Annotated in this window: 8 protein-coding genes; 6 read left to right on the forward strand and 2 right to left on the reverse strand. The window is 67.7% G+C overall.

The genetic code is table 11. The features are described from left to right. Positions 1-123: 123 nt before the first annotated feature. The 4 genes from CTJ15_RS05025 to CTJ15_RS05040 all read left to right on the forward strand — a co-directional run bounded on the left by CTJ15_RS05025 (position 124) and on the right by CTJ15_RS05040 (position 6,559). Positions 124-1,080, forward strand: coding sequence for an acetyl-CoA carboxylase carboxyltransferase subunit alpha (locus tag CTJ15_RS05025; protein ID WP_019463254.1), 957 nt, complete (start codon positions 124-126; stop codon positions 1,078-1,080). 178 nt (positions 1,081-1,258) lie between these two features. Beyond that, complete coding sequence (locus CTJ15_RS05030; RefSeq protein WP_126281834.1) at positions 1,259-3,490, forward strand: glycosyltransferase family 1 protein; 2,232 nt, start codon at positions 1,259-1,261, stop codon at positions 3,488-3,490. A 143-nt stretch (positions 3,491-3,633) separates the two neighbouring features. Beyond that, positions 3,634-5,445 (forward strand): class I SAM-dependent methyltransferase, encoded by a 1,812-nt coding sequence (locus CTJ15_RS05035; RefSeq protein WP_083755378.1) that lies wholly within the window; start codon positions 3,634-3,636, stop codon positions 5,443-5,445. 52 nt (positions 5,446-5,497) lie between these two features. Continuing rightward, the gene (locus tag CTJ15_RS05040) at positions 5,498-6,559 is read left to right on the forward strand and encodes a hypothetical protein (RefSeq protein ID WP_075821523.1); all 1,062 of its coding nucleotides are present in this window, start codon (positions 5,498-5,500) and stop codon (positions 6,557-6,559) included. 9 nt (positions 6,560-6,568) lie between these two features. Here CTJ15_RS05040 and CTJ15_RS05045 read toward each other — a convergent pair whose 3' ends face one another. Continuing rightward, the gene (locus CTJ15_RS05045) at positions 6,569-7,426 is read right to left on the reverse strand and encodes a transglutaminase family protein (RefSeq protein ID WP_099781274.1); all 858 of its coding nucleotides are present in this window, start codon (positions 7,424-7,426) and stop codon (positions 6,569-6,571) included. Then, on the reverse strand, positions 7,427-10,165 hold the full coding sequence (secA, locus tag CTJ15_RS05050) for a preprotein translocase subunit SecA (RefSeq protein WP_099781275.1): 2,739 nt from the start codon (positions 10,163-10,165) through the stop codon (positions 7,427-7,429). It abuts the gene before it with no gap. 380 nt (positions 10,166-10,545) lie between these two features. Here secA and CTJ15_RS05055 point away from each other — a divergent pair, with 380 nt between their 5' ends. Further along, on the forward strand, positions 10,546-10,728 hold the full coding sequence (locus tag CTJ15_RS05055; protein ID WP_019462761.1) for a DUF3311 domain-containing protein: 183 nt from the start codon (positions 10,546-10,548) through the stop codon (positions 10,726-10,728). Between the two features lie 62 nt (positions 10,729-10,790). After that, entirely contained in the window at positions 10,791-12,215 is a 1,425-nt protein-coding gene (gene mctP / locus CTJ15_RS05060) for a monocarboxylate uptake permease MctP (protein WP_081798638.1), read from the forward strand. The last annotated feature ends 152 nt before the right edge of the window (positions 12,216-12,367 follow it).

Below are 12,367 nucleotides of genomic sequence, written 5' to 3' on the forward strand. Positions count from 1 at the left end.
CCTGCACGGCCGGGGCCAGGGCATCGCCTTCCCTTCCTGGCGGGGCGGATTCGCGGGTCCGGCGCTTCCCTTCCGGCACGATCCGCTCTAGCCGCTCCGCACGCCCCCGTGTACGGACCCCCGATGCGTCATTTCCTGGATTTCGAAAAGCCGATCGCCGAGCTGGAAGGCCAGATCGAGGAACTCCGCCGGACCACCGATGCCGGCGGCATCGATGTGGCGGAAGAAGTCGGCCGCCTGCAGGACAAGGCCGAGAAGCTCCTCGCCGCCACCTACAGCAAGCTCTCCCCCTGGCAGAAGGCGCAGGTGGCCCGCCACCCGGAGCGGCCGAAATGCCTGGCCTATATCGAGGCGCTGGTCGAGGAGTTCACGCCGCTGGCGGGGGACCGCGCCTTCGCCGATGACGAGGCGGTGGTGGGCGGCCTTGGCCGCTTCCGCGGCCATTCGGTGATGGTCCTGGGCACCGAGAAGGGCACCGACACCGAGACCCGCATCAAGCACAATTTCGGCAGCGCCAAGCCGGAAGGCTACCGCAAGGCGCGGCGCCTGATCGAGCTCGCCGGGCGCTTCGGCATCCCGATCATCACCTTCGTGGACACGGCGGGCGCCTTTCCCGGCATCGAGGCCGAGGCGCGCGGGCAGGCCGAGGCCATCGCGCGCTCCATCGAGGCCTGCCTGGAGGCGCCGGTGCCCGTGGTCGCCACGATCATCGGCGAGGGCGGTTCCGGCGGCGCCATCGCCCTGGCCGCGGCGGACCGCATCCTGATGCTGGAGCACAGCATCTACAGCGTCATCTCGCCGGAAGGCGGCGCCTCCATCCTGTGGCGCGACGCCGCCCAGGCGCCGCAGGCGGCGGAGGCCTTCAAGCTGACGGCGGAGGACCTGCTGCGCCTGAACCTCGTGGACGCGGTGGTGCCGGAACCGCTGGGCGGCGCGCACCGCGACCCGGCCAAGGCGGTGTCCGATGTGGGGCAGAAGGTCTGGGAAGTCCTGCAGCCGCTGCTGTCCGTCGATGGTGCAACCCTGAAGAGCCGCCGTCGCGAGAAGTTCCTGGAAATGGGGCGCCACGGCGTTGGCTGACAGGTGAGACGTGTGGAGGTGCCTGATCCTCTGCGCATCCACGCTACGGCTTCACGTAAACTCGCCAAAAGGGATATTCCTTTCTTTAGTTTCTCCCACGGGTTGTATGGTTCGATTGGATAACAGATGATCGCTCAGTTTTGTGAGCGGACGAATCATGCGTGGCGGGGAACTGATCTTGACCAAGCTGGCTTCCCTGACATCCCCTCTGCGGGGTGAGGACCGCCAGTTCCGGCGGGCAGGCGATGAAGCCCGGGATCGGAAGGACTGGACCGCCGCAGCGGAGTTCTACCGCCTGCATCTGGAGGCGGAGCCGGAGGATGCCCCCATCTGGGTGCAGCTGGGCCACGCGCTCAAGGAACAGAGCCAGACCGCCGATGCCCTGCTGGCCTATCGCCGCGCGGCGGCCCTCGCGCCTGAGGACGGCGACGCCCAGCTCCAGTTCGGCCGCGCGCTGGTCCTGGCCGGTCGGCGTGGCGAGGCCATCGAGTGCCTGGCCGGGGCGCTGCGGCTGGGGGCCTCGGCCGATGCCTATCGGGAACTGGTGATGCTGGGGGAGAGCCAGATCGCCACGGAGTTGATGGGCCACTGGACGGAACAGGAACTCGCCACGGCCACGCTGCTGGAGGTGACGGACCTCCTGCACTACCTCGACAACCACAAGACCCTTTCCGGCATCCAGCGGGTGCAGGCCAACATCATCGAGCAGGTCCTGGCCCTGCCACCCGCGGCGCTGAACGCCTACCGCTTCGTGATCAGCAGCCCGACCGGGCTTCTCCTGCTGCAGAGCGACGTGCTGGCGCAGATGATCCGCTACGCGACCAGTGCGGTGGTGAGCCATGACAGGCTCAAGGAACTGGTGGCGGATCTGCGCCTCTCGGCCCAGACGCTGACGCCCGCCCCGACGCAGACCCTGCTGGTGCTGGGCGCCTTCTGGAACGTGCGCGACGTCGTCTACAACTGCGCCCGGCTGCGCGAGATCGGCGTACGGGTCGGCCTCTATGTCTATGACCTGATCCCGATCACCCATCCAGAGTTCTGCGATCCGACGCTGAGCGTCTGGTTCACCCTGGCCATGGGCGACGGCCTGCTCAGCTTCGACTTCCTGCTGACCATCAGCGAGCACGTGGCGGGGGACATGCGCCGGCTGATGGCCGAGAACGGCATCACGGGGATCGAGGTCGAGGCCGTGCCGCTCGCGCATGTGCTCAAGCCCGTCCCGTCGCGCCCCGCGGCGGCGCCGGGCCGCTGGACACCGGCCATCGCACGCCTGCGCGACCGTCCCTTCGTGCTGAGCGTCTCGACCATCGAGGCCCGCAAGAACCACGCCTACCTGTTCCGGATCTGGCGCGAGATGATGACGAAGGGCGAGGCGGTGCCCGACCTCGTCTTCGTCGGCCGCCCCGGCTGGCGCGTCCAGGATCTGATGAACCAGATCCGCGATACCAACCATCTCGATGGCCGCCTGCACATCCTGCACGACCTGTCGGATGAGGAACTGGCCACCCTCTACCAGAACTGCCTGTTCACCGCCTTCCCGTCCTTCGTGGAGGGCTGGGGCCTGCCGGTGGGCGAGAGCCTGACCTATGGCACGCCCTGCGTCGCCTCCAGCAGCAGCTCGATCCCTGAGGTCGGCGGCGATCTGGTGGACTACGTCGATCCGTTGAACCTGCGCGACGGGATCGAGGTCTTCCGGCGCATGCTGTTCGAGCCCGGCCTGCTCGACCGGCGCCGGGCGGAGATCGCGGCGCGCTTCCGGCCTCGCGGCTGGAAGGATGTCACTGACAATCTCCTGGCCGCCATCGAGCGCCAGCGCGCGCGTCCCCCGAAGGGCAGGCGTGCCAGCGTAGCCAGCCTGCCGGTCGGAACCACCTTCAAGCCGTCGAGCCTCGGGCGCACGCATGGCATGCCGCCGAGCTACATCGCGCAGCCGTTGCGCTCGGTCATGGTGGATGGCTGGTACGGCTGCGAAGGCTTCGGCGCCTGGATGGCAGGGGAGGCGGCCCGGCTTGCCTTCTATGCCAAACCGACCGCGAATGGGGTCTGGAACGGCACGGACTGCATCGTCGCCTATCTGCAACTCGTGGGCGCGCCCCATGCGAAGGGGCAGGTTCTGCATGTGGCACCGCGAGGCGTACGGATTCCGCTCCATGCCGAGTTCATCGAGAACCCCGCGACCGGGCGCATGGTCCTGCAACCCAACACCAGCAAGGTGCTGCGGCTGCGCATCGCCCCGCCCGCCGACGGGCTGGTGGACCTGGACTTCACGCTGATCGGCATGGCCGAGCAACTGGCCGAGGGTGACCCGCGGCGCTTCGCCGTCGGCCTCTGCCAGGTCGGCTGGGCCCCGGAGACCGATGGGCCGGGGCGGCAGAACATCACCGAGCGTCTTCTCTTCGACGGGGCATGACATCGCGGGCACGCCCAGCGGGGCATGCCATTGCCGGCCCGGATGCCCCCGCCATCCGGACCGGAACATGACCGAGGAACGCGTGGAAGAATGGGCCGGGAAACGGCCGCCACGCGGGAACAGGGGCCAGGACAGACCAGTTCATGCCAGACAGCCTTGCCGTTTCTCTGCCGGCGCCGATCGCCATCATGTCCTTCAACCGGCCCGGGATGCTGGAACGTGTGCTGGCCAGCCTGAAGGCCCAGACACTGCCGGTTGCGGAGCAGCGCGTGCATCTGTTCCAGGATGCGGCGCGCAACCGCTCCGGTGGCATGACGCGGGCAACAGAAGATGAGATCGCCGCCTGCATCAGCGTCTTCCGCCGCCATTTCCCCGATGGCGTCGTGCACGAGGCGCCGCATAATCTGGGCATCGCGCTGAATTTCGACCGGGCTGAGCGGTTCTTCTTCGAGACCCTGAACGCGGAACTGGGAATCTTCTTCGAGGACGATATGGTCCTCTCGCCGCACTACCTCGATGCTCTGGAGAAGCTTTCCGCCTTCGCCCTCGCCGAGGAACGGGTGGGGTATGTGGCGGCTTATGGCCAGCATCATGCCTCGCCGGAGGAGCATGGCCGCCTTCGCCGCCGCATCATGCCCATGGGGCACAACTGGGGTTTCGCGCTTACCCGACGTCAGTGGAAGCGGCAGCGAGAGATCGTCGAGGGCTATCTGCATTTCGTCCGGGACTGTGAGTACCGCTACCGTCCACACGAGGAGATCCGAGCGTACTTCGCCCGGTTCGGGGTGACCACAACTCAGACATCGCAGGACACGGCCAAGGAAATCGCCAGTGCCGTCCTGGGAACGGCGCGGCTCATGTGTTTTCCCGCTTATGGCAGCTACATCGGTGATGTGGGCGAACATTACACGCCCGCTCTGTACAAGGCGCTGGATTTCGGCCGCACCGTCCTCTTCGAGCATGCGCCAGACGGCTTCGATTTTCCTACCACGCAGGAGTTGACCACGATGATCGAGGCCACTCGTGCCCAGCTCAGCGATCCGGCCCGTTCCAATGGTGTGAAGGTGACGTCAGAGCGCCTTCCCGCCGATCTCTTCGTGGACACACTCTACCGGGGACTGTTGGACCGGCAGCCTGATCTGGCTGGCTTCCACAGCTTCACCGATGCACTGGAGAAGAAAGCTCTGCAGCCGGTGGACGTCGTGCGAAGCATCGTCGGCAGCGCGGAATTCAGCAGGAGCTATGCGCAGCGCAGCCCAAGCGGCAGAACCGCTGGCAGGCAGCCGTCCGAGGAGAAGCCGCATACCATGGCGCGCGAACTCCAGCAGCGCCTGTTCGGCGAGGACATCTACGCCGGCTTCGCTCCGACCCTGCGCAAGGACCTGCAAGGCTGGAACAGCCACCACCCGGCCCTGACGCGGGAAATCACCGCACGCAGGCCGCGCATCGTCATTGATGTCGGTGTCTGGAAGGGTGCTTCCACCATCCACATGGCAAAACACATGCAGGCGCTGGGGCTGGATGGCGCGGTCATCGCCGTGGACACCTTCCTCGGCAGCCCCGAGCACTGGAACCGCGACAGGCCGGACCGGATCTTCGAGGATCTGGGGCTGAAACATGGCTGGCCCTCGCTGTACTGGCAGTTCCTATCCAACGTCGTGGCGGAAGGCGTCTCGGACCTCGTCCTGCCTGTCCCACAGACATCCGAGAATGCCGCGGTCATCCTGCAGCGCCTCGGTCTGCGGGCGGGCATGGTCCACATCGATGCCGCGCATGAATACGAACCCGTCCTCCGCGATGCGCGCATGTACTGGGATCTGCTGGAACCGGGCGGCCTGCTGATCGGTGACGATCATCCCTGGCCCGGCGTGGCCCGTGCCGCCCGGGATTTCGCGGCGGAGGTTGGGCAGCCGCTACGGGTCGAGGAACCGAAATGGATGATCGAGAAGGCCTGATGGTGTCGATGCATACCGGAGCACCGGCCATGATCCCTGATGGAGAAACCCTTTGATCTCCCGCGACGACGTCATCACGGCCTATGAACTGATCCTGGCGCGGCCGCCGGAGTCGGAAGCCGTCATCGAGGTGCAGTGCGGATATCCGGACCGCGCCAGTTTCGGAAAGGCACTGCTGCGGTCGGAAGAGGCGCAGCACCGGTTGCGCGACGTTCTGCGGCGCGCGGTGGAGCCGCATCCGGCGCTGTCCCGGCAGGACATGGGGGTGTTCGGTCGCTTTCCCCATGCCGGGGGAGAAGGCGAACCAGGTTTCATCCGCGATTTCCTGGGGGTGCGGACCAGCACGCGCTACTCCCCGACCTTCGCGCCACATGACGGCAAGGTTTTCGATGTACCGCTGAAGGCGGATTTCCATGCCGAGGCGCCGGAATGGCTCGGCCTGCTGAAAAGCGTCCTCTCCGCTGGCAGCCGCTACCGCATCCTGGAGATCGGTGCGGGCTACGGGCCATGGCTGGCAGCGGGCCATGCGGCGGCCCGGCGCCGTGGCATCGATGATATCCTGCTCTATGGGCTGGAGGCCGATCCCGGCCGCTACATCTTCCTGCAGGAGCACATGGCGCAGAACGGGGTCGACCCCGCCGTCTGTCGGCTGATCAACGCGGCGATCGGTACGGCGGATGGCACGATCCCCTGGCCTGTCAGCGCGGATGCGGCGGCCGACTATGGTTCGCGACCTTTGGATGCGGATGGCCAGGATTATCGCGGCCACGCTCATGCCACGGTGATCGACCTGCCCATGCTGGGGCTGACCGGGCTACTGGGCCGTGAACCGTTCTGGGACCTGGTGCATGTGGATATCCAGGGGCTGGAGACCGATGTCTGCGGATCGGCGCTGGAGGCGCTCGACGCCCAGGTGCGCTGGCTGGTGATCGGTACCCACTCGCGGAAGATCGACGGGGACCTGCTGGAGATGTTCTGGCGTCACGGTTGGGTGCTGGAGCACGAGCAGCCTTCGCGCTTCAACTTCTCGCGGAACGCAAGGAACCTGGAAGCCATGACCGTGGCGGACGGAGCGCAGGTCTGGCGCAATCCACGGCACGTGCCCGGGGGCTGACGGAAAAGCCTACCCCCGCGACACCGACACCGCCGCCGTGGTCCACTCCTTCGTGGTACCCGGCTCCGGGTCGCAGCGCACCTTCATACCGGTGGCCTGGGCATTGCCCCAGATGGAGCAGAAGGCTACCTGCGAGGCATCCTGCCCCACGGCGATGCGGGCCACCCCGTCCAGGGCGGTCTGCCGCGTGGCGTCGAAGACGTACCAGCACGGTCCTTCCGGCCCCATCAGCAGCGCCTCGAAGATGGCGTGGAAATCAGGCGGCTGGAGGTGCGGCGCATAGGCGGCCAGGAAACGCGCGGGGATGCCCAGGGCGCGGGTGAGGGCGATGCCCAGATGCGCGAAGTCGCGGCACACCCCCGCGGCATCCGTCAGCACGTCCAGCGCCGTGGTCCGCACATCGGTGCTGCCGCGCTGATAGGCGGTGCGCTGATAGATATAGTCGCAGACCGCCGCCACGCGGGAATGACCCTGGGCGAGCCCGCCGAACTGCGCCCGGGCGAAGCCGGTGAGCCGGTCGCTCTCGCAGTAGCGGCTCGGCAACAGGAAATGCAGCGCCTCCTGCGGCACCTGCTGGACCGGCATCTCGGTGATCCTGGCCGGGTCATGCACCACCGGCTCGCCCTGCACCTCCGCCTCGTAGCGTAGCTGCACGAGGCCGGCCGGGGCCAGGACGCGCAACCAGCGGATGCCATCCACGCTGCGCCATTCCTCGCCCGGCTGGCCGGTGGAAAGCGTCAGGCTCTCCCGAAGGATCTTCTGGCGCGCGGGCGGGTCCTCCGAGGGACGGACCGCGAAGACAAAGGTGCTCGGCCCGGAGGCCTGGTAGTCGAGGGTGCAGCCCAGGCTTCGCGGCGGTCGTGCCATTCAGATGCTTTTCCCGTGGCAATGCTTGTACTTCTTGCCCGAACCGCAGGGACAGGGCGCGTTGCGCGGCGTCCGGTCCCAGGTGGACGGGTCGTCAGCGCGCACGCCGGGGGAAAGTTGCACCGCCGCATCGGTGGTGGCGTGGCCATAGCCGGGGAAGGCCGCGGGCTCGGCCGCGCCGCCCTCCAACAAGGAAGGCGGGACCGGCTGGCGTGCATCCGTCACCTGAACCGGCTCGGGGGTGGGCAGCGGCTGCTCCGGCATCAGGTTCACATGCATCAGCCAGCGGGTCACGTCCTCCCGCAGGTCGAAGAGCATGCCGTTGAACAGGTTGAAGGCCTCGGACTTGTACTCGTTCAGCGGGTCGCGCTGCGCATAGGCGCGGAGCCCGATGCCCTGCCGCAGGTGGTCGAGGGCGAGGAGGTGGTCCTTCCACACCTTGTCGAAGACCATCAGCAACAGGGACTTCTCGATCTCCCGCATCCGCTCCGGCCCGATATTGGCGGCCCGGGCGGCGAAGGCCTGGTCCGCGGCCTCCTGGATGCGGTCGCGCAGATGCGCCTCGTCGATGCCTTCCTCGCGGCCCCATTCGGCCACCGGCAGGTCGAGGCCGAGAAGCGTCAGGACACGCTCCTGCAGCCCCTCCAGGTCCCACTGGTCCGGATAGGAATTCTCCGGCACGGCGCGGGCGACCATGTCGTCCACCAGCTCGCGCCGCATCTCGGCCACGGTCTCGGCGACGTCCGCGGCCTGCATGAAGGACCGGCGCTGGGAATAGACCTCCTTGCGCTGGTCGTTCATCACGTCGTCGTACTTCAGCACGTTCTTGCGCATGTCGAAGTTGCGCGTCTCGACCTTCTTCTGCGCCTTCTCCAGGGCCTTGTTGATCCAGGGATGGACGATGGCCTCGCCTTCCTTCAGCCCGAGCTTGCCGAGCATGCCGCCCATGCGGTCGGAGCCGAAGATGCGCATCAGGTCGTCTTCCAGGCTCAGGAAGAAGCGGGATGCGCCAGGATCGCCCTGGCGGCCGGAGCGGCCACGGAGCTGGTTGTCGATGCGGCGGCTCTCGTGCCGCTCGGTGCCGATCACGAACAGGCCGCCGGCTTCCTTCACCCGCGCGGCGGCGGCCTCGACCTCGCGCCGGATCTCGGCCATGCGGGCCTCGAATTCCGGCCCCTCCGGCTCGCCGGGGAAGGAGGCGCGGGCCAGGGCCTCGGCATTGCCGCCCAGCTTGATGTCGGTGCCGCGCCCGGCCATGTTCGTGGCGATGGTCACCGCGCCCGGCCGGCCGGCCTGGGCGATGATCGCCGCCTCCTGCTCGTGGTAGCGGGCGTTCAGCACCTGGTGCGGGATGCCCTTCTTGTTGAGCAGGGCGCTCAGCAGCTCGGACTTCTCGATCGAGGTGGTGCCGACCAGGGCCGGCTGGCCGCGCTCGCGGCACTCGGCGATCAGGTTGGCCACCGCCTCGTACTTCTCGGTGGCGGAACGGTAGACCTCGTCATCCTCGTCCCGGCGGGCGACGGGGAGGTTGGTCGGGATCTCGACCACCTCCAGCTTGTAGATCTCGGCGAACTCGTCCGCCTCGGTGGAGGCGGTGCCGGTCATGCCCGCCAGCTTGGGGAAGAGGCGGAAATAGTTCTGGAAGGTGATCGAGGCCAGGGTCTGGTTCTCGGGCTGGACCTCGACATGCTCCTTGGCCTCCAGCGCCTGGTGCAGTCCGTCGGAATAGCGCCGGCCCTCCATGGCGCGGCCGGTGAACTCGTCGATGATGATCACCTTGCCGCCCCGGACCATGTAGTCCACGTCCCGGGCGAAGAGGGCATGGGCGCGCAGGCTCTGGTTCACGTGGTGGACCAGGGTGATGTTGCTGGCGTCGTAGAGGTCGCCCTCGGTCAGCAGTCCGGCCTCGGTCAGGGCAGTGGCCATGGCCTCGGTGCCGGCCTCCGTCATCACGACGGTGCGCTGCTTCTCGTCCTTCTCGTAGGTGGACTTGTCCTTCACCACCTCGCGGACCACCGCATCGACCTGGCCGTAGAGCTCCGAGCTCTCGTCCGAGGGGCCGGAGATGATCAGCGGCGTGCGGGCCTCGTCGATCAGGATGCTGTCCACCTCGTCCACGATGGCGAAATGGAAGTCGCGCTGGACCATCTCGTCCAGCCGGTACTTCATGTTGTCGCGGAGATAGTCGAAGCCGAACTCGTTGTTGGTGCCGTAGGTGATGTCGCAGGCATAGGCGGCGCGGCGCTCGACGTCGTTCAGCCCATAGACGATCACCCCGGTGGACAGGCCGAGGAAGCCGTAGAGCCAGCTCATCTCCCCGGAATCGCGCTGGGCGAGGTAGTCGTTCACCGTCACCACATGCACGCCCTTGCCGGCCAGGGCGTTCAGGTAGACGGCCAGGGTGGCGACCAGGGTCTTGCCCTCGCCGGTCTTCATCTCGGCGATGCGGCCCTCGTGCAGCACCATGCCGCCAATCAGCTGCACGTCGAAATGGCGCATGCCGAGAACCCGCTTGCTGGCCTCGCGGCAAACGGCGAAGGCCTCCGGCAACAGGGCGTCCAGCGTCTCACCCTGGGCGAGGCGGTCCCGGAACTCCTGGGTCTTGGCGCGCAGCCCCTCGTCGGTCAGGGCGGCCACCTGCGGTTCCAGCGCGTTGATGGCAGGCACGCGCGCCTGGTAGCGCTTCACGGCGCGGTCGTTCGAGGTACCGATGATGGCGCGGGCGAGGCGTGCGAACATGTGCTTTCCGGGTCTCTCCAGGCTCCCGGGGGCAGGAGCGGTCCCGCGGGCGCGACATCGGCCCGGCGGCAAGGGGCCGCCGGGTATGCCGCCGGACAGATAGGGGGGAGCGGGTACGGGGTCAACGAAATGGCGGCGCGCACCGACCCCGTGCCAGGGTAAAAGCGTGGCGCCAGGGCGGCCGCGCCCGGTGCCGGAGCGGCGGCGCGGCGCGCGCGGCGATGCCGGCGGCGGGGCAGGGCACGCGCGAAAGGGTGATCGGCGCGGTCCTGCGCGGGCCTGTTTGTTACAAAGAAGAAAATTGCCGGACGGCGCCAGGACAGGTCAGCCTCCCTGTCGCTTCCCGTCCCTCAGGACGGGAGATTCGGAGGCGACGTCTCATGTGGGTCCTGCTCCTGCTGCCCTTTGCCGGGCTGCTCTGGGTTCCGTTCTACAACCATGTGCAGCCGGAACTCTTCGGCTTCCCCTTCTTCTACTGGTACCAGCTTCTCTGGGTGCCGATCACCTCCTTCCTCACCTGGCTCTGCTACCGCGCCATCCGGAAGCGGGAGGAGGGCCGGTGAGCGGCGGCATCGACTGGACGGCCCTCTGGGTCTTCATCGGCTTCTTCGTGCTGGTCACCGCCATGGGGTTCTTCGCGGCCCGCTGGCGGCGGCCCAGGACCCTGGCGCACCTGGACGAATGGGGGCTGGGCGGGCGGACCTTCGGCACCTGGATCACCTGGTTCCTGGTCGGCGGCGACTTCTACACCGCCTATACGGTGATCGCCGTGCCGGCCGTGGTCTATGCGGTCGGCGCCTATGGCTTCTTCGCCCTGCCCTATACGATCATCGTCTATCCGATCGTCTTCGCCATCATGCCGAAGCTCTGGGCCGTGGCGGCCGCAGGCGGGCATGTGACGGCGGCCGACGTGGTGCATGCCCGGTACAAGTCCCGGCCCCTGGAGCTGGCGGTGGCCATCACCGGGGTGCTCGCCACCATGCCCTATATCGCCCTCCAGCTCGTGGGCATGGAGGTGGTGCTGGCGGCGCTGGGGCTGACCGGGGAGGTGCCGCTGGCCGTCGCCTTCATCATCCTGGCCCTCTACACCTATTCCTCGGGGCTGCGGGCGCCGGCGCTGATCGCCTTCGTCAAGGACATCATGATCTACATCGTGGTGATCGTGGCCGTGGCCATCATTCCGATGAAGCTCGGCGGCTATGCCAATGTCTTCGCCTCGGCGGAGCGGGTCTTCGCGGCCAAGGGGGGCGCCACCGGCCTGATCCTGGCTCCCAGCCAGTACCTGCCCTATGCCACGCTGGCGCTGGGCTCGGCCCTGGCGGCCTTCATGTATCCCCACACGCTCACCGGCATCTTCGCCAGCAACTCGGGCAACACCATCCGCAAGAACGCGGTGCTGCTGCCGGCCTATACCATCCTGCTCGGCCTGATCGCCCTGATGGGCTACATGGCCCATGCGGCGGGGATCGTGACCACCACCCCGACGGCCGTGGTGCCCCTGCTGTTCAAGGCGCTGTTCGACAGTTGGTTCGCCGGCTTCGCCTTCGCCGCCATCGCCATCGGCGCGCTGGTGCCGGCAGCGGTGATGAGCATCGGCGCCGCCAACCTCTTCACCCGCAACTTCTGGAAGGCCTATGTGAACCCCCAGGTCACCCATGCCGGGGAGGCTCAGGTGGCCAAGGTCACCTCGCTGGTGGTGAAGGTGGGGGCGCTGGCCTGCATCCTCTTCCTGCCGACCCAGTTCGCGCTGGACCTCCAGCTCCTGGGCGGACTCTGGATCCTGCAGACCTTCCCCGCCGTGGTCTTCGGCCTCTTCACCAACTGGTTCCGCGGTGGCCCGCTGCTGCTGGGCTGGGCGGTCGGTTTCGTGGGAGGCTCCTGGATGGCCTGGAGCGACGGGCTGAAGCCGCTGCACAGCCTGGTCCTGGGCGGCGGGACCTATACCTTCTATGTTGGCATCCTGGCCCTGGCGCTGAACCTGGCCGTAGCGGTGGTGGCCAACCTGGTGCTGCGGCTGATCCAGCCGGAACGGGCGGCACGGGCGGTCTGATGCCCCGAGCGCCACGCTTCGTGGCAGCCCCCGGGGGAGGCTCCGCCTGCCCCCGAACCCCCACCGCCGGGGAGCTGTCGAAGCAGTGCTTCGACCTCCCCGGACCCCGCCTTGCGTTGGCCCGGAACGGCAAGGCCAGCCTTCCGCCCGAG

The sequence above is a fragment of the Roseomonas sp. FDAARGOS_362 genome, assembly GCF_002754815.1.
In the GTDB taxonomy this organism is placed as follows: Bacteria; Pseudomonadota; Alphaproteobacteria; order Acetobacterales; family Acetobacteraceae; genus Roseomonas; species Roseomonas mucosa.

Coding starts and splice junctions, on each gene's coding strand:
- CTJ15_RS05025 (WP_019463254.1), top strand. CDS start 124: ATGCGTCATTTCCTGGATTTCGAAAAGCCGATCGCCGAGCTGGAAGGC.
- CTJ15_RS05035 (WP_083755378.1), top strand. CDS start 3,634: ATGCCAGACAGCCTTGCCGTTTCTCTGCCGGCGCCGATCGCCATCATG.
- CTJ15_RS05045 (WP_099781274.1), bottom strand. CDS start 7,426: ATGGCACGACCGCCGCGAAGCCTGGGCTGCACCCTCGACTACCAGGCC.
- secA (WP_099781275.1), bottom strand. CDS start 10,165: ATGTTCGCACGCCTCGCCCGCGCCATCATCGGTACCTCGAACGACCGC.
- CTJ15_RS05055 (WP_019462761.1), top strand. CDS start 10,546: ATGTGGGTCCTGCTCCTGCTGCCCTTTGCCGGGCTGCTCTGGGTTCCG.
- mctP (WP_081798638.1), top strand. CDS start 10,791: ATGGGGTTCTTCGCGGCCCGCTGGCGGCGGCCCAGGACCCTGGCGCAC.